Below are 18,979 nucleotides of genomic sequence, written 5' to 3'. Positions count from 1 at the left end.
CGCCTGCTGATGCAGGCGCGGTTGCGCGGGTCGCGGCTCCGGGCGAGCGCCGGGGCCGATGCGCGGTCTCTCTTATTCGACCGAGACCTGTGCCGTCTTGATCAGCTGCGCCCAGCGGGCGTGATCATCCTTCAGCCACGTGCGGTATTGCGCCGGCTCGTTGGCAACGACGACACCGCCGAGGCCGCGCAGCTTTTCCTGGATCTCCGGCTTGTTCAGCGACGCGCGGATCACCTTGCTCAGCTTGTCGACCACCGGTGCCGGGGTGCCGGCGGGAACCAGAAAACCGACCGGGCCGACATAGTCCTCGAAGCCGGGCAGGCCGGCCTCGGCCATCGTCTGCACGTTCGGGAAGTCCGGATGGCGCTGCTTGGTCGTTGCGGCGAGCACCTTCAACTGCTTGCTCGCGACGCGGTCGGCGATGCCGATCATCGGGTAGAACATGAAGTCGACCCGGCCGGCGATCACTTCGGTCAGTGCCGGACCATTGCCCTTGAACGGGATGTGGTTCATCTTGATGCCGGCCTTGTCCTCCAGCAATGCGGCCGACAGGTGTGCCGAACCGCCGTTGCCCGCCGTGCCGTAGTTGACGGTGCCGGGATTGGCCTTCGCGGCCTTGATGATGTCGGCGACGCTGTTGTACGGCGAGTTGGCACCGGTGACGATCACCTGCGGCAGCACGACGGCAAGCGTGACCGGATCGAAATCCTTGGCCGGGTCGTATTTGACCTTGCCGGCACGCAGGATCGCATTGACGTTGTGCGACAGCGTGTTGACGATCACGGTATAGCCGTCGGCCGGTGCGCGCGCGACGTCCTCGGTCGCGATATTGCCGTTGGCGCCGGCCTTGTTCTCGACGACGACGGTCTGGCCGAGCGCCGGGCCGATGTCCTGGCCGATCAGGCGTGCGATCACATCGGTCGGGCCGCCGGCCGAATAACCGACGACGAACTTGACGGGCTTGTTCGGAAAGTCCTGCGCTGCCACGGGTGCGGCCAGCGCGGCGGTGAACAACAGGCTGATGAGCGTCTTCATGGGGATTGTCTCCTGAGGATGTTTGTGGCTTAGGCCACGATGCGGTGCTCGATGGCGCCGATGCGGGAAATCTCCATCCGGATGCGGTCGCCCGGCTGGAGGTATTGGGGTGGCTGTCGGAAGGCGCCGATGCCGGCCGGCGTGCCGGTCGCGATCACGTCGCCGGGTTCCAGCGTCATCAGGCTGCTGATGTATTCGATCAGCCGCGCGACCGGGAACAACATGTCCGAGGTGTGGCCGTGCTGCATTTCCGTACCGTTGACGAAGCAGCTCAGATCGAGCGCCTGCGGATCGGCGATCTCGTCGGCGGTGACCCACCATGGGCCCATCGGGCAGAAGCCGTCGAAGCTCTTGGCAAAGGTTGTCTGCGCCGGGCTGACGTCGAACTGGAATTCGCGGGCGCTGAGGTCGTTCAGGATGGTGTAGCCGGCAACGACATTCAGCGCGTCCTGCTGCGACACAGCTTTTGCGACGCTGCCGATCAGCACCGCCAGTTCGACTTCGAAATCGAGTTTCGCCACGCCGGCCGGCCGCGGGATGTCGGCATCCGGCGCGGTCACGCTCGACGGCAACTTTGCGATGATGCGTGGCTTCTCGAACGGCGCGACGCCGGTTTCCTTCGCATGGTCGGCATAGTTGCGGCCGACCGCGACGATCTTGCCGGGGCGCGGCAGCGGCGCCAGCAGCGTGCAATCGGCCAGCGGTCGGCCCTCGCCGCTCGCCGCCTCGTCGAGCTGGCGCCATGCGCTGCGGCCGGCCTGCAGCACGCGCAGCATGCCGCCGGCGGCCGGCTGAAGGCCGTGGCGGGCCAGATGGGCCTCGACCTCGGGTGCGATGCCGAGCGCGGCAACGGCATCGTCGACATCGAAGACACGGTCGTCACGGACTACCGCGACGCGGGCGAGGCCGCCAGGGCCCTGGATGCTGGCGAGTTTCATGCTGCGGCGAAAAAGCGGGTCGCTGCAACCTGGCAGCGCTTGATCAGCCGCCGCTCGTCGGCGCGGTAGTCGGCGACCGCGTTGTGGATCGTGCCCATGTTGTCCCACATCAGCACGGTGTTCGGCGTCCAGCTGAAGCGGTAGCGGTATTCGTCCTGCAACTGGTGGCGGAACAGGAAGGCCAGTGTCTCGTCGCTTTCGCGCTCGTCCATGCCGTCGATGCGCATCGCATAGCCGGGGTTGCAGTACAGCACCTTGCCACCGGTGATCGGATGCGTCATGAAGACCGGATGCGAGACCGGCGGCCGCGCCGCACGCTGCTCGGGCGTCAGCGGCGGGCGCTTGCTGCCTTTTTCGCGGCGCATCATGTCCCAGAATTTCGCGAAATCGTGCGATGCGGTTTTGCCTTCGAGGCGCTGCTTCATCTCGTCGGGCAGGCCTTCGTAGGCGGCGTGCATGTTGCAGAACTCGGTGCAGCCGAGTGCAACGCCGTCGCGCACCGGAATCTCGATGCCGTACAGCACGTTGGTGAAGGCGATCATCCGGCTGTACGACATGTCGGTATGCCAGTCCTGGCCGGCATCGGCGAGTCCGATCGGCTTGCCGTTCTCGACGATGTTCGACAACGTCATCACTTCCGGCAGGCCGGGCTCCTGCTCGGTGTTCGCGACGTTGACTTCGAGCTGGCCGAAGTTCGCGCTGAAGTCGCGCAGCTGGCGTGCGGTCAGGTCCTGGTTCGGCATGTGCAGCACGCCGTATTCGCCGAGCCAATGGATCAACTGGTCGCGGTCTTCCTCGGCCAATGGTCTGCCGAGGTCGATGCCGTCGATGCGGGCGCCGAGGATCTGCTGGGTGGGGGTAACTTTCATCTCAGAACACGCGCTCCAGAAGGTTGAGGATGTCATTCGCATCGCGGACGCGACGCGGGTTGAAAAAGAGACCGCGCTCGTGCATCACCTGTTCGGCAAGATGCGGCAACTGGTCGCGGCGCACGCCGAGCTGGCCGAGACGGGTCGGCACGCCGAGCCGCTGTTGCAGGCTGCGCAGGTGCTCGATCAGCGATGCCGCGGTTTCCTCGGCGAGGCCGCAGGCGCGTGCCGCGGCCGCCAGTTCGACCGGCGCCGCGTCGGCATTGAAGGCGATTGCCGCGGGCAGCATCACCGCATTGGCGTCGCCGTGGGCGCTGCCTGCGTGGGCGCCGAGCACATGGCAGATCGCATGGTGCAGGCAGGTGCGCGCGTTCAGCAGCACCTGGCCCGACAGATTGGCCGCGGCCAGCAGGTCGCCGCGCAGCCCGATGTCGTCGGGCGACTCGGCAAGGGCCGGCAGGCAGCGGTTGAACAGCGCGATCGCATGCAGTGCGAGTGCGGTACTGGCCGGGCAGCGTTGCGACGAATAAAGCCCTTCGAGGCAGTGCGCAAGGCCGTTGATGCCGGTCGACAGCAGCAGCGCAACCGGCACATCGTGAGATGCCGCCGGGTCGATGATGATCAGCCGTGCGGCGAGTTGCGGATCGGTGAACAGCAGCTTGTAACCGTCGTTGCCGCGCACGCCGAGGCTGGGCGTGACTTCTGCCGCCGACGCGGTGCACGGCAGCGCAACGATTGGCAGCTTCGGAGCCGGCAGCACCGGCACTACCAGCTGGTCCGGCGGCGTGAAACGGCTCGCGTGGTCTTCGAGCCGGCCGCCTTCGGCGAGCAGCAGTGCGGTTGCCTTTGCACTGTCCGACGCGCTGCCGCCGCCGACCGCGACCAGGCCGTCGACCGCTTCGCGGCGCGCGATCGTGACCAGGTCGTTGATCGTCGCAACCGATGAATGGGCCGGCACGCCGTCGAAATAGCGTGCCGGCAGCGTGGTCAATGCTTGCCGGACCGCGGCGTGCAATGCAGAGCGGGCGGTGCGGCGGCCACTGGCAACCAGTGGCCGGTGCACGCCCAGCGCCCGCAGCTCGGCGGCCAGACGGGCAACGCTGCCGGCGCCGAACACGACGCGGCTCGCGGGGTTGCGCTGGATGAAGCCGGCCGTCACTGTTCGCTCAGCTGGCGAATTCGAACTGCGTGACGATCGCCTGCTCGGCGACCACCCAGCCTTCGCCATCGCGTTGCAGCGTCGTCGTCACCAGCGACATGTTGAACGGCGCGCTGATTCGCGCCGGGCTGCCCGCTGCGCCGCCGCCGTCGGCGCGCAGCGCCAGCATGTAATGGCTGTATTCGCGCCGCTCGCCGGTGTCGCGCAGGCACAGCAGGTTGGTGACGAGGTGGCGCACGCGCATCGTCGGTGAGCGCTGCAGCAGCGCATCCTTGATCTGCTCGCGGCCCTGCAGACGCTGGCCCTGGCGGAACCAGACGGCGTCGGCGCTCAGCAAGGCCAGCAGCGCGTCATAGCGCCGTTCGTCGAGGTGATCGAACATCTGCAGGATCGTCTGGTCGGGTGTGCGCGTCATCGCTCTGGAAACAGTTGCCGTGGGGCAGGGGTCCGAAAGTGGCGCAATCCTATTGGGTGGCGGCGCTGCTGTCTGCTCCGCAGATGCGAAATGAAAATTTCCAAATAGGAAACAATGGCGGCTTGTTCCTTGTTTAGAGTCGCGACCGACATGGACCGCCTGCGCTGCCTCGAAATCTTTGCCGAAGTTGCCCGTGGCGGCAGCTTCAGTGCCGCCGCGCAGCGTTTTGCGATCTCGCGCTCTGCGGTCAGCAAACATGTCGCGTGGCTCGAACATGCGCTTGGCGCGCAGCTGCTGGCGCGCACGACGAAGGAGGTCGGCCTGACCGACGCCGGCCACCTGCTGCTCGAAAGCGGCGTGCCGCTGCTAGAGCGTTATGAGGAGATCCAGGCCGAGGTGCGCGACGCCGTCAGCACGCCGCGCGGCGTGATCCGCATCGGCACGCCACCGTCGTTCGGTGTCCATCACCTGCTGCCGCTGGTGCTGCAGTTCACCGAACGCCACCCCGATATCCAGATCGCGATCGAAACCGACGACGGCCGGGCCAGCCTGGTTGCCGAACGGCTCGATCTGTCGCTGCGCATCGCGCCGGCGCTCGACGACGCCAGCTACATCGCGCAGTCGCTGCTGCGGGTGCCGCAGGTGCTGGTCGCGTCGCCGGACTATCTGCAGCGCGTCGGCACGCCGCGCACGGTCAGCGAACTGGCCCGCCACGACTGCCTGGTGCACACGCTGAAATCGCCGACCGCCTTCTGGCGCTTCGGCGAGCCCGGTCATGAAACGACGGTGCGGGTCGGCGGGCCGCTTCGCGCCAGCCTCGGCGAGGCGCTGATGCATGCGGCGCTGGCCGGACGTGGTCTGTCGATCCATCCGACCTACATGGTCGCAGGGCACCTCGCTGCCGGTCGGCTGGTCAGCGTGCTCGGCGAGACGCCACCGACCGGGCTCGACATCTATGTGATTTATCCGGCGCGCAACAACCTGCCTCGGCGGGTGCGCGCCTTCATCGACTTCCTGCGCGAATGGGCGGCGACGCCGCCCGACTGGTCGGCCTCGGTTGCCGCAGCGCAAAACGACACCCGCTGACATGAACGCTGCCGCCAACGCCAATTCGATCGAGGACCTGCGCCGGCTGGCGAAGCGGCGGCTGCCGCGCGCGGTATTCGACTTCTTCGACGGCGGCGCCGAGGATGAATGGACGCTGCGCGAAAACCGGTCCGCATTCAGCCGCCATGCGCTGCGCCCGCGCGTGCTGGTCGACGTGACGACGGTCGATTGCAAAACGTCGATCGTCGGTGCGCCGTCGGCGCTGCCGATCGCGGTGGCGCCGACCGGCGCGGTCGGTTTCGGCTGGCCCGGTGGCGATGTCGCGATTGCGAAGGCGGCAGCTGCAGCCGGCATTCCGTATGCGTTGTCGACCTCCGCAACGACATCGATCGAGACGATCGCCCGCGAGGCGCCTGGAAGGCTGTGGTTCCAGGCCTATGTGCTGCGCGATCGCGAGTTTCTCGAGTCGCTGATCGCGCGTGCCGAGGCGGCCGGATACGAGGGCTTGATGATCACCGTCGATCTGCCGGTCGGCGGCAAGCGCGAGCGCGATTTCCGCAACGACTTCTCGATACCGTTTCGCTTCACGCCGAAAAATGTCGTCGACTTCGCGCTCCATCCGCGCTGGGTCGCCCGCGTGCTGCGCAGCGGCATGCCGAGGCTGGAAAACCTCGCCGGCCTGGCGCCGGGCCGCGGCAGCGCGGCCGTGTCGGCGATCGCCTCGTCGGTCGGCAAGAACTACGACGCCGGATTCGACTGGTCGAGACTCGCCGCCATGCGCGAACGCTGGAAACGCAAGCTGATCGTCAAGGGGATTGCGCATCCGGACGATGCGGCGCGGCTCGCTGAACTCGGCGTCGATGCGATCGTCGTCTCGAACCATGGAGGCCGGCAACTCGACGGCGGCGCGGCGACGCTCGACCTGCTGCCTGACATCGTCGCCGCGGTTGGCGGCCGGGTGCCGGTGCTGGTCGACGGCGGCGTGCGACGCGGCGCGGACATCGTGAAGGCGCGAGCGCTCGGCGCCCAGGCGGTGCTGGTCGGCCGCGCGACGCTGTTCGGTGCGGTTGCCGCCGGCGAGCCCGGTGCGCAGCGCGCGATCGCGATCCTGCACGACGAGGTGTCGCGCACCTTGCGGCTGTGCGGGCTGACGCGCTTCGACGCGATCGGCGCCGACCTGCTGGCGCGCTGAAGCCCGGTGTCGGACGGGCGACATCAACTTTTCAGAATCGCGTCGATTACGCAGTCGGACCGCACAATCGTCCTCAAAAATCCGCCAATCACTCTGCCGCCGCAACCTAGACTGAGGTCTGCGGTCAACGTGGAGGAGACGCGAGAAATGAGCACGCAGCTGAGCTGCATCCGCCGCCGGAGTTGCTGGCGATGACGGCAACCCGGATCAGCCCGCGCCGCGAGCGGCTGCAGCGCTCCGAGCTGGCCGTGCCCGCCAGCTCGCCACGCTTTTTCGAGAAGGCCGCGCGTTGCGATGCCGATGTGATCTTCCTCGATCTCGAGGATGCCGTTGCGGTGCGAATGAAGGACGAGGCGCGGCGCGCGGCGATCGATGCGCTGAACCAGGTCGACTGGGGCCACCGCACGATGGCGGTGCGCGTCAACGGCCTCGACACCGCCTGGGCGCTGGCCGACATCGTCGAGATCGCCCGCCACTGCCCGCGGCTCGACATGATCCTGCTGCCGAAGGCCGGCAGCGCCTTCGATGTGCAGTTCGTCGACCACCTGCTGACGCTGGTCGAGCGCGAGCAGCGCCGCGAGCAGCGCATCGGGCTGGAAGCGCTGATCGAAACCGCGCAGGGGGTTGCCCATGCCGAGGAGATCGCTGCCGCATCCGATCGGCTCGAGGCAATGATCTTCGGCATCGGTGACTACACCGTCGACATGCGCACCTTCGATCCGGTTTTCGGCACGCCGAGCGAACGTTATGCGGTGCTGACCACCGCGCAGCCGGGCGGCGCACGCGAACGGCACTGGAACGACCAGTGGCATTTTGCGATGGCCCGCGTCGTCAATGCCTGCCGGGCCTGGGGCCTGCGTGCGATTGATGGCCCATTCACCGATTTCGGCGATGCCGACGGTTATCGGGCCAGCGCCGAACGTGCCGCCGCACTCGGCTACGACGGCAAATGGGCGATCCATCCGTCGCAGATCGCGATGGCCAACAAGGTCTTTTCGCCGAACGCGCAGCAGGTCGGCTGGGCGGACCGGGTGCTGGCCGCGCTCGACGCGGCCGCCGAGCGCGGTGCCGGCGCGCTCAACGACAACGGCGTGCTGGTCGACCTGGCGCATGGCAAGCAGGCGCAGCAGATTCGCCGGCGCGTCGCGTTGATCGAATCGCGGGGACGATGATGGGTTCAACCGCGCGCGCCGAATTCCGCGCCCGCTACTGGGTCGAGTCGTTCGAGCCGCTCGAGCGCGTCGCCGAGGTGATTGCCGGCGAACAGTCGAGCGGCACCTTCCTGCAACTCGCCGGCGAAAGCGACGAGCTGCGCGCGCGCGCCCGGGCCCGGGTGGTGTCGGTCACACCACGGCAGCAGGTCGAACAACCGAGCCTGTTTTCCGAGCACCTGCAACGCGGCCGCGGCGACGCCGGCTTCACGCAGGGCGAAATCGAGATCGCCTTTCCGATCGCCAATGTCGGCGCGAACCTGTCGACGCTGCTGGCGACGGTGGCCGGCAACCTGTTCGAGCTCGGCGAGGTCACCGGGCTGCGACTGCTCGACCTCGATCTGCCGGACGACTTCATCGACCGCTTCGCGCGGCCGCAATTCGGCATTGCCGGCACCCGTCGACTTGCCGGCGTTTTTTATGGGCCGCTGATCGGCACGATCATCAAGCCGAGTGTCGGCCTGACGCCGGAGGCGACTGCGCAACTGGTCGATGCGCTGTGCGAGGGCGGCATCGATTTCATCAAGGACGATGAGTTGATGGCCGATCCGCCGTATGCGCCGTTCGAGGCGCGACTGCGTGCGGTGATGCCGGTGCTGCAGCGCCATGCCGAGCTGCTCGGGCGGATGCCGATGTACGCAATCAATATCTCCGGCGATGTCGACGAGATGCGGCGCCGCCACGACCTGGTCCATGCCGCCGGTGGCAGCTGCGTGATGGTCAGCGTCAACTGGACCGGGCCGGCCGCGGTCGAGAGCCTGCGCCGCCACTGCGAGCTGCCGATCCACGGCCACCGCAACGGCTGGGGGTTGTTTTCGCGGTCGCCGGCACTCGGCATCGCCTTCGAGGCCTACCAGAAGATCTGGCGGCTGGCCGGCGTCGACCACCTGCACGTGAACGGCCTGCGCAACAAGTTCTGGGAGCCCGACGAGTCGGTTGTGCGCTCGGCGCGCGCCTGCCTCGCGCCGTGGGGTTCGGCGCTGCCGCTGATGCCGGTCTTCTCGTCCGGCCAGACCGCGCTGCAGGCAGCGGCCACCCATGCCCGGATCGGCTGCGACGACCTGATGCACCTGGCCGGCGGCGGAATCATCGGCCACCCGGGTGGCATCGCGGCCGGGGTCGCGAGCATGCGCCAGGCCTGGCAGGCCGCCGCCAACGGCCAGTCGCTCGCCGATGCGGCACGCATGCATCCAGAACTTGCTGCGGCGATCGCCGCTTTCGGAGACAAATGATGGCGGGGCCACGACTGCTGTTCTACGGTGACGACTTCACCGGTTCCACCGATGCGCTCGAGGTGCTGAGCCTGGCCGGGCTGCGCGCCGCGCTGTTCCTGCAGGCGCCGGATGCGGCGATGCTCGATCGCCATCCCGGGCTCGATGCGATCGGCGTGGCCGGTGACAGCCGCACGATGACGCCGCAGGAGATGGCCACGCGCTTTGCACCGGAACTGCCGGCGATGGCGGCGGCCGGCGCGCCGCTGGTCCACTACAAGGTCTGTTCGACCTTCGACAGCGCGCCCGATGTCGGCAGCATCGGCCGCGTGCTCGAACTGGCCCGGCCGTTTTTCAATGGCGCGGTTGCGGTGGTTGCGGCGACGCCGCACCTCGGCCGGCATTGTCTCTACGGCAACCTGTTTGCCCGCTCGGGCACCGACGGCCAGGTGCACCGCATCGACCGCCACCCGATCATGAGCGTGCACCCGGTGACACCGATGCGCGAGGCCGATCTGCTGCGCCACATCGGCCAGCAGACCGGCTTGCCGATCGGGCTGGTCACGCTCGATACGGTGCGCGCAGGTGCCGACGCAATGCGTGAACGATTCGACGCACTGCAACGCGACGGTTTTGCCGCGGTGCTGATCGATGGCTACGACAGCGACGATCTGCGCGCCGCGGGGCAGCTGCTCGATGGCCTAGGTTCGGCCAATTCGCCAGCCTTCGTCGTCGGTGGTTCGGGTGTCGAACATGCGCTGACGCTGGCCTGGGGGCTGCCGCGCGATGCCGGCGTGATCCCGTCGGTCCGGCCGACCACCGACGGTGCGCCGCTGCTCGCGGTATCTGGCAGCGCATCGGCGCTCAGCGCGATGCAGATCGAGACTGCGGTGCAGGCAGGTTTCGAGGAGGTTGCGCTCGATGCGGCGCGGCTGGCCGGCGAACGCGACTGGCGCGCCGAACTCGACCGTGCCGGCGAGCAGGCGGCAGCGGCACTGCACGCCGGGCGCAGCGTGATCGTCCATTCGGCGCGCGGCCCCGCCGACCCGCGCGTTGCGGCCGCCCGGCAGGCGCTGGCCGCCGCCGGCGGCGATTCGGCGCAGCGCAGCGATGGCGGTGCGCAATTGATCGCCAACCGCATCGGCATGCTGGTGCGCCAGGTCGTGCATGTGGCGAAGCCGCCGCGCATCGTGATTTCCGGCGGCGACACCTCGAGCAGCGTTGCGCGCGCGCTCGATGTGCAGGCGGTCGAGGTCGCGGCCCGGCTGGCGCCGGGCGCGCCGCTGTGCCGGGTGCTCGAAAGCAGCGTCGTGCGCGGCTGCGAGATCGCCTTCAAGGGCGGCCAGATGGGCTCGCGTGATTTCATCCGCGAGGCACGTGATGGCTTCGCAGCCTGAACACCACTGGCTCGATCTGGCGGACAGCCGCGTCCATTACGTGACGATGGGCGACGGCGCACCGCTGGTGCTGCTGCACGGTTGGCCGCAGACCTGGTATGCATGGCGCAAGCTGATGCCGGCGTTGGCGCAGCGGCACCGCGTGATTGCGCCGGACCTGCGCGGTCTTGGCGATTCATCGCGCCCGGCCGACGGCTTCGACAAGCGCAGCGTCGCGCGCGATGTCGCCGACCTGCTGCAACGCGGGCTCGGCATCGATCGGGCGGCGGTGGTCGGCCACGACTGGGGCGGACCGGTCGCGTTTGCGCTGGCAGCCTTCCATCCGAAGCTGGTCAGCCGGCTGGTGATGCTCGATGCGGCGGTGCCGGGCGACGGCAGCGGCACGTTTTCGCAGTCCGGCCGGCGCTGGCACCATGCGTTTCACCAGACGCCGGAACTGCCGGAGCAGCTGATCAGCGGCCGCGAAGCCATCTACTACGGCTGGTTCTACGAACACTACGGCCATGTGCGCGGCGCGATCGATGCCGATGCCAGCGCCGAATTCCTGCGCACCTACCGTGATCCGCAAACGCTGCGCACCGGCCTGGCCTATTACCGCGCGCTCGATGCCGACGTGGCCGCCAATGCGCAGTGGCTGAAGGACAACCGGCTGCAGATGCCGGTGCTCGCGATCGGCGGCGCCGAGGCCTATGGCCGCGGCGGCGAAACCTGTCGTCGTTGCAGCGTGTTGCCACCGATGTTCGCGGCGGCGTGATGCCCGCTTGCGGGCACTGGATACCGGAAGAGCAACCCGGCCGGCTGATCGATGCGCTGGCGACCTTCCTCGACTGACTGGAGCAAACCCTGTGAATCCGAACCCTGAATCCGTGCAGAAGATCGCGCTCGTCACCGGCGGCGCCGTCGGCATCGGCGGCGCGACCAGCGAACGCCTTGCGGCCGATGGCAGCCATGTCATCGTCGCCGACATCGACATCGACAAGGCGCAGACCACCGCCCACCGCATCCGCGAAGCTGGTGGTGCTGCCGAGGCGTTGCGCATCGATGTCGGCTCGCCCGATTCGGTCCGCGAGGCCTTCGAGCAGGTCGAGCGCAAGCACGGCCGCTGCGACATCCTCGTCAACAGCGCCGGCATCGCGAAGACCTTTCCTTTCCTCGAATTCCCGCTCGACAACTGGCTGGCGACGCTGAATGTCAACCTGACCGGCACGTTGCTGTGCAGCCAGCATGCCGGCCGCCTGATGGCGCGGCATGGCTGGGGGCGGATCATCAACATCGCGTCGGTGGCCGGACTGCGCGCGGTCGGCAAGGGCCGCACGGCTTATGGGACGTCGAAGGCCGCGGTGATCGGCCTGACCCGGCAGATGGCGGCGGAGCTGGCCGAACTGAACATCACCGCGAATGCGATCTGCCCCGGGCCGGTCGATACGCCGATGACCGAGGTGCTGCACAGCGCCGAATTCCGTCGCCAGTATGCGGCGGCAATTCCGGCCGGCCGCTACGGCACGACCAGCGAGATCGCGGCCACCGCGGTTTTCCTGGCGTCCGATGCGGCGGCCTACATCAATGGCGTCGCGTTGCCGGTCGACGGTGGCTTTTTTGCCAGTGGCGCGCGCGGCGTATAACGGTTGGCGGTGCGCAGCGCACCGCCTGTTTTCTGTTCACTTTTCAAATCAATGCCATGAAAACCTACCAGCACTTCATTGACGGCCAATATGTCGATCCGGTGTCCGGACGCTGGTTCGATTCGATCGATCCCTACCGCGGCGAGGCCTGGGCCCGCATTCCGCAAGGCGATGCGGCCGATGTCGACCGCGCGGTGAAGGCCGCCAGCCGCGCGATGCGCGAGGGCCCGTGGGCCGAGATGAAGGCGACCCAGCGCGGCCGGCTGATGCTGAAGCTGGCCGATCTGGTCGAGCAGAATGCGCAGCGGCTGGCCGAACTCGAAGTGCGCGACAACGGCAAGCTGCTCGCCGAGATGCTCGGCCAGGTCAACTACCACCCGCAGTGGTGGCGTTATTACGGCGGCCTGGCCGACAAGGTCGAGGGCCGCGTGATGCCGATCGACAAGCCCGATGTATTCGCCTTCTCGACGAAGGAGCCGATCGGCGTCGTCGGCGCGATCACCGCATGGAATTCGCCGCTGCTGTTCATCGCGTGGAAATGCGCACCGGCGCTGGCGGCTGGCTGCGCGGTCGTCGTCAAGCCGTCGGAGTTCACATCGGCATCGACGCTCGAATATGCCGCGCTGGTGCGCGAGGCCGGTTTTCCGGACGGCGTCTTCAACGTCGTCGCGGGTTATGGCCATGAGGTCGGCTCAGCGTTGGTCGACCATCCGGATGTCGCGAAGATCACCTTCACCGGGTCGGACGCGACCGGCGCACGCATCTATGCGCAGGCCGCGAAGACGATGAAACGCGTCACGCTCGAGCTCGGCGGCAAGTCGCCGAACATCGTGTTCGACGATGCCGACCTCGACCAGGCGGTGGCCGGTGCGGTCTCCGGCATCTTCGCCGCGACCGGCCAGACCTGCATCGCCGGTTCGCGGCTGCTGGTGCAGAACTCGATCAAGGATGAATTCGTCGAACGACTGGTCGCTCTCGGCCGGACCGCGCGCAAGGGAAATCCGATGGAGTCGGACACCAATATCGGGCCGGTCACGACGCCGGCGCAGTACAAGAAGATCCTCGAATACATCGACATCGCGAAATCCGAAGGCGCGCGTTGCGTGCTCGGCGGCGGCCCGGCCGAGGACAAGAGCCTGCCCGGTGGCCAGTTCGTCGAGCCAACCGTCTTCGTCGACGTCGACCCGCAGATGCGCATCGCGCGCGAGGAGGTATTCGGCCCGGTGCTGTCGGTGATCGGCTTCGACGACGAGGCCGATGCGATCGCGAAGGCCAACGATACTATCTACGGCCTGGCCGCCGGTGTCTGGACCGGCAACATCGGCCGTGCGATGCGGATGTCGAAGGCGCTGAAGGCCGGCACCGTCTGGGTCAATACCTACCGCGCGGTCAGCTACATGATGCCGTTCGGCGGCATCAAGCATTCGGGCATCGGGCGCGAGAGCGGCATCGAGTCGATCGAGCAATACCTCGAGACGAAGAGCACCTGGATCTCGTACGCGCAGGGCGCGCCGGCGAACCCGTTCATCATGCGCTGACGGCGGCGAGACGATGCTCGGCGCGGTATTTGCCGGCGACCGCAAGGTCGAGTTGCGCCACTTCGACGACCCGGCACCCGGGCCGGGCGAGGTGGTGCTCGAGATCATGGCGTCCGGCATGTGCGGCAGCGATCTGAAGTTCTACCGCGCCGCGCCGGGGGAGGGCGCGAAGGCGCTCGGCCTCGGCAGCGCCGAGCCGGTGATCGCCGGCCATGAGCCGTGCGGTTCGGTGGTGGCGGTCGGCGCCGGCGTCAATCCGAAACAGGCCTGGCTCGGCCAGCGTGCGATGGTGCACCACTACCACGGCTGCGGCGCCTGCCCGCACTGCTCGACCGGCTGGGCCCAGCTGTGCGACGAAGGTGTCAAGCAAATCTATGGCGTCACCGCCCACGGCGCACATGCGCGCTATATGAAATGCCCGGCGAGCACGCTCGTCACGCTGCGCGACGAACTGTCGTTCGCGACCGGTGCGGCAATCGCCTGCGGCACCGGCACCGCATGGGGCGCCTTGCAGCGGCTCGAGCTGCGCGCCGACCAGACGATCGCGATCTTCGGCCAGGGGCCAGTCGGCTTGTCGGCAACGCAACTGGCCGTCGCCTTTGGCGCGCGGGTGATTGCACTCGACGTCAGTGGGGAGCGGCTGGCGCGGGCGCGCGAATTCGGCGCCGATGCCTGCATCGATCCGACCAGTTGCAATGCTGTGCAGGCGATCCGCGAGCTGACCGGCGGCCTCGGCGCCCATCTGTCGCTCGACGCATCGTCGTCATCGCAGGCTCGGCGGCAGGCCGTGCAATGCGTGCGCACCTGGGGCAAGGCCTGCTTTGTCGGCGAAGGGGGTGATGTGACGCTCGAGGTCAGCCCCGATCTGCTGCGCCGCCAGGTCAGCCTGCTCGGCTCGTGGACCTTCTCGACCGTCGGCCAGAAACAGTGCGGCGACTTCATCGCCGAGCGAGGCATCGAGGTCGAGCGTTTGTTCACTCACCGCTGGCGCCTCGAGCAGATCGATGAGGCCTACCGCGGCTTCGACGCGCAACAAAGCGGCAAGGGCGTGGTGCTGGCCGATTGACCAGCTTGATCGGGCGGCCTGCGAGCCGCCTGACGGACTGCGCCGGCCGATCGCTCGGCCGGCAGCGGGCATCGCTCAGTTCGTCGGCACGACGCCATCCATCATGTACAAATGGGTTCGAGCCGAACGGAAGCGGTAGTCGATCACGTCCTGGTAGTCCTTCGAATGGTAGAACTCGTCGGCACGCGCCGGGCTCTCGAATTCGATGAAGACGATGCGCTTGACGACGCGGTCGCCTTCGAGCACTTTCGGCGCATCGCTGGCGATCAGGAATTTCGCCTGGTATTTGTCGAGCACCGGGCGCACGCGCGGCATGTATTCGGAATAGAACAGTTCCGGGTCGGTGACTTCGAGCTCGGCAAAGATATAGCCCTTGTTGCGGTCGGTCATGTCGGTCTCCTTCGGTCGACTTGATGGATCAGTGGATGTGCAGCCCGCCGTTGACGTCGAGCACGATGCCGGTGACGAAGGCCGACAGGTCGCTGGCAAGAAACAGGCAGGCATTGGCGATGTCGAGCGGCACCGCGACGCGGCCGAGCGGCGTCGATTCGGCGACCCGTCCCTTGCCGGCATCGTCGAGCTTGCCGATCAGCAGGTCGGTGTCGACCAGTCCCGGCGCGATTGCATTGGCGCGGATGCCGTCGGGTGCGAGCTCGCGCGCCATCGACTTCGCGAGCGTCTGCGATGCGCCTTTCGCCGCGGCATAGTGCGGGCCACCGAGGATGCCGCCGCCGCGCTGCGCGGCCACCGAGCCGATATTGACGATCGCGCCGCTGCGCCGCTCGCGCATGTGCGGAACGACCGAGCGCGACATGTTGAATGCGCCGCGCGCGCTGACATCCATCACCAGGTCCCAGTCGTCCTGGCTGCTGTCGAGCAGGCGGTGCGCCTGGCTGACGCCGGCATTGTTGACCAGCACGTCGACCTGGCCGAAATCGCGCAGCACCGCCTGCACCGCGTCGCGGCAGGCCTGCTCGTTGCGCACGTCGCAGCCGTAGCCGCGGTGCTGCGCGCCAATTTCCTTCGCCGCGCGTTCGGCGCCGGCGGCGTCGATGTCGAGCAGCGCGACCCGCGCGCCTTCGTCGGCAAAACGTTTGGCGGTGGCCCAGCCGATGCCGCGCAGCGATGCGGCGCCGGTGATGATCGTGACCTTGTCCTTCAGCAGCATGCTTGTCCTTCGTAAAAAAAAAGAGGATGGTTAGGTGCGCGAGGGCGCGATGGGCATTGGCAGCTGGTTCATTGCGCGGTCCAGCCGCCGTCGACGAGCAGCGAGGTGCCGGTGACCATCGCCGCGGCGTCCGAACACAGGTAACGCGCGGCGAGCGCGATCTCGTGCTCGTGCGCCATCCGGCCGAGTGGAATGCGCGCCAGCAGCGCCGCGCGCACCTGCGGATCGGCGGCGATGCGGCGGATCAGTGGCGTATCGACGAAGGTCGGCGCGAGGCTGTTGACGCGGATGCCGTGTGGCGCGAGCTCGACCGCCATCGCCTTCGTCAGGCCTTCCAGGCCGTGTTTGCTCATGCAGTAGACGCTGCGGTCGGGTGCGCCGACGTGGCCCATCTGCGACGTGATGTTGAGGATCACGCCGGCCTGCCGCCGGCGCAGCATCGCGGCCGCTGCGGCCTGCGCCGCGAGAAATGAGGCCTTCATGTTGAGCCCGATGATCAGATCGAGGTCGGCATCGTCGACGTCGATGAAGCGTTTCGGCGCATTGGTGCCGGCGTTGTTGACCAGGATGTCGAGCGGCTCGTCGCGATCGAACAGCGCCCGCAGTGCCGGCGGGTCGGTCAGGTCGCAAGGCTGCACGACGGCGCGCCCGCCTGCCGCCTCGACCTCGGCGGCGGCCTCGTCGAGCGTTGCCGCAGTGCGTGCGACCAGCCGCACCGTTGCGCCAGCGCGGCCCAGTTCGATCGCGATCGCCCGCCCGGTGCCGCTGCCGGCGCCGGTGACGAGCGCGGTGCGGCCGTTCAGGCGCAGCAAGGCCGCATCGGTCACGCGGTTCATCTCAGTGGCGCTCGGCCGCCCGAAGCCACTGAGGCACCCCCTCGGGGGGCAGCGAGCAACGCGAGCGTGGGGGTTTCATCACAGGCTCGTCTTTATTGCGCGGTCCAGCCGCCGTCGACGCGCAGGCAGGTGCCGGTCACCATCGCCGCCGCCGGCGATGCGAGGTAAACCGCCGCTGCGGCAATCTCGGTGACGCTGGCCAGCCGGCCGAGCGGGATGTTCGACAACACGAAACGCGACTTCTCCGGCGTATCGACGATGCGCCGCACCAGCGGCGTGTCGACGAAGGTCGGCCCGATGCTGTTGACGCGGATGCCATTCGGCGCGAGTTCGACCGCCATCGCCTTCGTCAGCCCCTCGACCGCATGTTTGGTCATGCAGTAGACGGTGCGGTTCGGCGAGCCGATGTGGCCCATCTGCGACGAGATGTTGATCACGCAGCCGCCGCTCGTGCCGGGCCGTGGCGGTGTCAGCATCCGCCGCACCGCCGCTTGCGCGACGACAAATACCGCGCGGGTATTCAGGTCGATCAGCGCATCGAGGTGGGCTTCGCTGACCTCGACGAACGGCTCGGGAATGTTGTTGCCGGCATTGTTGACGACGATGTCGAGCTGCGGCAGTTCGGCGATCAGCGCACGCACGCCGGCGCTGTCGGTGACGTCGCAGACGGCGACGCGGGCGCGGCCGCCTTCGGCCTCGATCTGCTTCGCGACCTGCTGCAGTTCGGACTCGGTGCGCGAAACCAGTACCAATTCGGCGCCGGCGCGGGCGAGCTGCAGCGCGATCTCGGCGCCGATGCCTCGGCCGGCACCGGTGACCAGCGCAACCTGGCCATCGAGGCGGAACAATCCGGCTGCGGCGGCGTTGCTGGCCGCACGGGCTTCATTCGACGTTGCTGCCATTGCGCGCCCCTCAGATCACGCCGCTGGCGGCATGCGAACGCAGCTGCTCGTCGCTGAGGCCGAGCAGGCCCTGGTAGACATCGCCGTTGTCGGCGCCGAGCGCCCGCCCGGCATGGCGGAAGACCGGCGGTGTGCGCGACAGCCGCGGCACCGCCGCCGGCAGCAGCAGTTCGCCGGCACGCGGATCGTCGACCTGCATCAGGTTGCCGCGGGCGAGGAATTGCGGGTCCTCGACGATCTCGGCGATCGAATAGATCTGCGCGCACGGTACGCCGCCGGCACGCGTTTTTTCGAGCACCTCGACGAGGTCGTGTGCACCGATCCAGTCGTTGACGATGTGATTGATCAGCTCGCGGTGCCGGACGCGAACGTCGCTGGTCGGATATTCAACGGCGAGGGCGGGTTGCTGCATCACCGCGGCCAGCCGCTCCCACATCTTGTCGCTGGTGCAGGCCAGGGCCACCCATTCGCCGCTGCGCGTCTGGTAGTGGCTGTGCGGCACGACATTGACGGTATCGGCGCCCATGCGGTTGCGCACGATGCCGTATTTCGCATAGGCCGGCGCCAGTTCGTCGAGCAGCCGGAATACCGATTCGTAGAGGCCGAGGTCGATCACCTGGCCCTGGCCCGAATGGTCGCGCTCGCGCAATGCCGCAAGCACGCCGACCGCACCCCAGATGCCCGATACATAGTCGGCCATCGAGGTCGAGCCCGGTACCACCGGCGGCCCGTCGGCTTCACCGGACAGGTAGGACAGGCCGGCAAAGGCATGGGCAATCCGCGCGAAGCCGGGCTCGCTGCTTTTCGGCCCGGTCTGGCCATAGGCGCTGATGCGCAGCATCACCAGGCCGGGGCGGATCGCGCTCAGCACGTCGTAGCCGAGGCCCCACTTCTCGAGCGTGCCGGGGCGGAAATTTTCGAGCACGACGTCGGACTCGGCGACCAGCTTGCGAAACAGCTCGGCGCCTTCGGGTTTGCGCAGGTCCAGCGTCACCGTCTTCTTGTTGCGCGCCTCGCTGAGCCAGACCAGCGTATCGCCGCAGTCGGTCGCGGTGCCGAAGCGGCGCAGCGAATCACCGCCGTCGGGTTGCTCGATCTTGATCACCTCGGCGCCGAAGTCGGCGAGGATGGTTCCGCAAAAGGGTGCTGCGACAAAGGTCGCAATGTCGAGCACCCGGATGCCGGCGAGTGCGCCGGGCGTCTGACTGGTCGAGGGGGCTGCGTGCAAGGGCTTCTCCAGCATCGTCATGTGCAGCGCCGGCTGGTTTGCCGGCCTGGCAGCGAGCAATGTAGAAGCCCGTCAACATTTCATCAATCGCGTTTATCTTTCCGATTGTCAAAGATTGCCGCACACTGATTGCTGCGCCCGGCCG

General features: G+C 67.8%; 19 protein-coding genes. 9 read left to right on the top strand and 10 right to left on the bottom strand.

The features are described from left to right. Window positions 1-72 precede the first annotated feature (72 nt). Genes ACNH6H_RS03065 through ACNH6H_RS03045 form a run of 5 tightly spaced genes read right to left on the bottom strand, consistent with a single transcriptional unit; the run spans window position 73 to window position 4,416 of the window. Window positions 73-1,035 (bottom strand): Bug family tripartite tricarboxylate transporter substrate binding protein, encoded by a 963-nt coding sequence (locus tag ACNH6H_RS03065; protein WP_418315530.1) that lies wholly within the window; start codon window positions 1,033-1,035, stop codon window positions 73-75. Between the two features lie 29 nt (window positions 1,036-1,064). After that, window positions 1,065-1,973 carry a fumarylacetoacetate hydrolase family protein gene (locus ACNH6H_RS03060; RefSeq protein WP_418315529.1) on the bottom strand — a complete coding sequence of 303 codons (909 nt, stop codon included), beginning with the start codon at window positions 1,971-1,973 and terminating at the stop codon, window positions 1,065-1,067. Further along, window positions 1,970-2,842 carry a TauD/TfdA dioxygenase family protein gene (locus tag ACNH6H_RS03055; RefSeq protein ID WP_418315527.1) on the bottom strand — a complete coding sequence of 291 codons (873 nt, stop codon included), beginning with the start codon at window positions 2,840-2,842 and terminating at the stop codon, window positions 1,970-1,972. Before ACNH6H_RS03055 ends, ACNH6H_RS03060 begins: the two co-directional genes overlap by 4 nt. A gap of 1 nt (window position 2,843) precedes the next feature. After that, window positions 2,844-4,001, bottom strand: coding sequence for an iron-containing alcohol dehydrogenase family protein (locus tag ACNH6H_RS03050; RefSeq protein ID WP_418315525.1), 1,158 nt, complete (start codon window positions 3,999-4,001; stop codon window positions 2,844-2,846). 7 nt (window positions 4,002-4,008) lie between these two features. Then, window positions 4,009-4,416: a nuclear transport factor 2 family protein gene (locus tag ACNH6H_RS03045; RefSeq protein ID WP_418315523.1), complete on the bottom strand. Its 408-nt coding sequence runs from the start codon at window positions 4,414-4,416 to the stop codon at window positions 4,009-4,011. Between the two features lie 150 nt (window positions 4,417-4,566). Here ACNH6H_RS03045 and ACNH6H_RS03040 point away from each other — a divergent pair, with 150 nt between their 5' ends. From ACNH6H_RS03040 to ACNH6H_RS03000, 9 genes are all read left to right on the top strand, one after another. Beyond that, complete coding sequence (locus ACNH6H_RS03040) at window positions 4,567-5,502, top strand: LysR family transcriptional regulator (RefSeq protein WP_418315522.1); 936 nt, start codon at window positions 4,567-4,569, stop codon at window positions 5,500-5,502. A 1-nt stretch (window position 5,503) separates the two neighbouring features. Next, window positions 5,504-6,655, top strand: a complete 1,152-nt coding sequence (locus ACNH6H_RS03035) for an alpha-hydroxy acid oxidase (RefSeq protein ID WP_418315521.1) — start codon at window positions 5,504-5,506, stop codon at window positions 6,653-6,655. Window positions 6,656-6,846: 191 nt separating this feature from the next. Continuing rightward, window positions 6,847-7,827 carry an HpcH/HpaI aldolase/citrate lyase family protein gene (locus ACNH6H_RS03030; RefSeq protein ID WP_418315519.1) on the top strand — a complete coding sequence of 327 codons (981 nt, stop codon included), beginning with the start codon at window positions 6,847-6,849 and terminating at the stop codon, window positions 7,825-7,827. Then, entirely contained in the window at window positions 7,824-9,098 is a 1,275-nt protein-coding gene (locus tag ACNH6H_RS03025; RefSeq protein ID WP_418315518.1) for a ribulose-bisphosphate carboxylase large subunit family protein, read from the top strand. Before ACNH6H_RS03030 ends, ACNH6H_RS03025 begins: the two co-directional genes overlap by 4 nt. After that, window positions 9,098-10,474, top strand: coding sequence for a four-carbon acid sugar kinase family protein (locus tag ACNH6H_RS03020; protein ID WP_418315516.1), 1,377 nt, complete (start codon window positions 9,098-9,100; stop codon window positions 10,472-10,474). Before ACNH6H_RS03025 ends, ACNH6H_RS03020 begins: the two co-directional genes overlap by 1 nt. Beyond that, on the top strand, window positions 10,458-11,228 hold the full coding sequence (locus tag ACNH6H_RS03015; protein WP_418315514.1) for an alpha/beta hydrolase: 771 nt from the start codon (window positions 10,458-10,460) through the stop codon (window positions 11,226-11,228). Before ACNH6H_RS03020 ends, ACNH6H_RS03015 begins: the two co-directional genes overlap by 17 nt. Before the next feature lie 91 nt (window positions 11,229-11,319). Further along, window positions 11,320-12,096 carry an SDR family NAD(P)-dependent oxidoreductase gene (locus tag ACNH6H_RS03010; protein WP_418315513.1) on the top strand — a complete coding sequence of 259 codons (777 nt, stop codon included), beginning with the start codon at window positions 11,320-11,322 and terminating at the stop codon, window positions 12,094-12,096. Between the two features lie 56 nt (window positions 12,097-12,152). Further along, window positions 12,153-13,634, top strand: a complete 1,482-nt coding sequence (locus ACNH6H_RS03005) for an aldehyde dehydrogenase (RefSeq protein ID WP_418315511.1) — start codon at window positions 12,153-12,155, stop codon at window positions 13,632-13,634. Window positions 13,635-13,647: 13 nt separating this feature from the next. Next, window positions 13,648-14,700, top strand: a complete 1,053-nt coding sequence (locus tag ACNH6H_RS03000; protein WP_418315509.1) for a zinc-dependent alcohol dehydrogenase family protein — start codon at window positions 13,648-13,650, stop codon at window positions 14,698-14,700. A 75-nt stretch (window positions 14,701-14,775) separates the two neighbouring features. On the opposite strand, the gene ACNH6H_RS02995 is transcribed toward ACNH6H_RS03000, so the two are convergent. The 5 genes from ACNH6H_RS02995 to ACNH6H_RS02975 all read right to left on the bottom strand — a co-directional run bounded on the left by ACNH6H_RS02995 (window position 14,776) and on the right by ACNH6H_RS02975 (window position 18,855). Beyond that, window positions 14,776-15,090, bottom strand: coding sequence for a DUF1330 domain-containing protein (locus ACNH6H_RS02995; RefSeq protein WP_418315507.1), 315 nt, complete (start codon window positions 15,088-15,090; stop codon window positions 14,776-14,778). A 28-nt stretch (window positions 15,091-15,118) separates the two neighbouring features. Beyond that, window positions 15,119-15,868 (bottom strand): SDR family NAD(P)-dependent oxidoreductase, encoded by a 750-nt coding sequence (locus ACNH6H_RS02990; RefSeq protein ID WP_418315506.1) that lies wholly within the window; start codon window positions 15,866-15,868, stop codon window positions 15,119-15,121. A 68-nt stretch (window positions 15,869-15,936) separates the two neighbouring features. Continuing rightward, on the bottom strand, window positions 15,937-16,704 hold the full coding sequence (locus ACNH6H_RS02985) for an SDR family NAD(P)-dependent oxidoreductase (RefSeq protein ID WP_418315505.1): 768 nt from the start codon (window positions 16,702-16,704) through the stop codon (window positions 15,937-15,939). 92 nt (window positions 16,705-16,796) lie between these two features. Beyond that, complete coding sequence (locus tag ACNH6H_RS02980) at window positions 16,797-17,606, bottom strand: SDR family NAD(P)-dependent oxidoreductase (RefSeq protein ID WP_418315502.1); 810 nt, start codon at window positions 17,604-17,606, stop codon at window positions 16,797-16,799. A gap of 10 nt (window positions 17,607-17,616) precedes the next feature. Beyond that, window positions 17,617-18,855, bottom strand: coding sequence for a CaiB/BaiF CoA transferase family protein (locus ACNH6H_RS02975; protein ID WP_418315501.1), 1,239 nt, complete (start codon window positions 18,853-18,855; stop codon window positions 17,617-17,619). Window positions 18,856-18,979 lie beyond the last annotated feature (124 nt).

The organism is Pseudideonella sakaiensis (assembly GCF_048320135.1).
In the GTDB taxonomy this organism is placed as follows: Bacteria; Pseudomonadota; Gammaproteobacteria; order Burkholderiales; family Burkholderiaceae_C; genus Ideonella_A; species Ideonella_A sakaiensis_A.
Note: the sequence above shows the minus strand (reverse complement) of the source record. Positions and strands in the feature narration are given on the sequence as shown.

Excerpts from the sequence above, each read along its gene's own strand:
- ACNH6H_RS03015 (WP_418315514.1), top strand. The coding sequence starts at position 10,458 with ATGGCTTCGCAGCCTGAACACCACTGGCTCGATCTGGCGGACAGCCGC.
- ACNH6H_RS02990 (WP_418315506.1), bottom strand. The coding sequence starts at position 15,868 with ATGCTGCTGAAGGACAAGGTCACGATCATCACCGGCGCCGCATCGCTG.
- ACNH6H_RS03000 (WP_418315509.1), top strand. The coding sequence starts at position 13,648 with ATGCTCGGCGCGGTATTTGCCGGCGACCGCAAGGTCGAGTTGCGCCAC.
- ACNH6H_RS03040 (WP_418315522.1), top strand. The coding sequence starts at position 4,567 with ATGGACCGCCTGCGCTGCCTCGAAATCTTTGCCGAAGTTGCCCGTGGC.
- ACNH6H_RS03025 (WP_418315518.1), top strand. The coding sequence starts at position 7,824 with ATGATGGGTTCAACCGCGCGCGCCGAATTCCGCGCCCGCTACTGGGTC.
- ACNH6H_RS03055 (WP_418315527.1), bottom strand. The coding sequence starts at position 2,842 with ATGAAAGTTACCCCCACCCAGCAGATCCTCGGCGCCCGCATCGACGGC.
- ACNH6H_RS03030 (WP_418315519.1), top strand. The coding sequence starts at position 6,847 with ATGACGGCAACCCGGATCAGCCCGCGCCGCGAGCGGCTGCAGCGCTCC.
- ACNH6H_RS02975 (WP_418315501.1), bottom strand. The coding sequence starts at position 18,855 with ATGACGATGCTGGAGAAGCCCTTGCACGCAGCCCCCTCGACCAGTCAG.
- ACNH6H_RS03060 (WP_418315529.1), bottom strand. The coding sequence starts at position 1,973 with ATGAAACTCGCCAGCATCCAGGGCCCTGGCGGCCTCGCCCGCGTCGCG.
- ACNH6H_RS03020 (WP_418315516.1), top strand. The coding sequence starts at position 9,098 with ATGGCGGGGCCACGACTGCTGTTCTACGGTGACGACTTCACCGGTTCC.
- ACNH6H_RS02995 (WP_418315507.1), bottom strand. The coding sequence starts at position 15,090 with ATGACCGACCGCAACAAGGGCTATATCTTTGCCGAGCTCGAAGTCACC.
- ACNH6H_RS03035 (WP_418315521.1), top strand. The coding sequence starts at position 5,504 with ATGAACGCTGCCGCCAACGCCAATTCGATCGAGGACCTGCGCCGGCTG.
- ACNH6H_RS02985 (WP_418315505.1), bottom strand. The coding sequence starts at position 16,704 with ATGAACCGCGTGACCGATGCGGCCTTGCTGCGCCTGAACGGCCGCACC.
- ACNH6H_RS03045 (WP_418315523.1), bottom strand. The coding sequence starts at position 4,416 with ATGACGCGCACACCCGACCAGACGATCCTGCAGATGTTCGATCACCTC.
- ACNH6H_RS03005 (WP_418315511.1), top strand. The coding sequence starts at position 12,153 with ATGAAAACCTACCAGCACTTCATTGACGGCCAATATGTCGATCCGGTG.
- ACNH6H_RS02980 (WP_418315502.1), bottom strand. The coding sequence starts at position 17,606 with ATGGCAGCAACGTCGAATGAAGCCCGTGCGGCCAGCAACGCCGCCGCA.
- ACNH6H_RS03065 (WP_418315530.1), bottom strand. The coding sequence starts at position 1,035 with ATGAAGACGCTCATCAGCCTGTTGTTCACCGCCGCGCTGGCCGCACCC.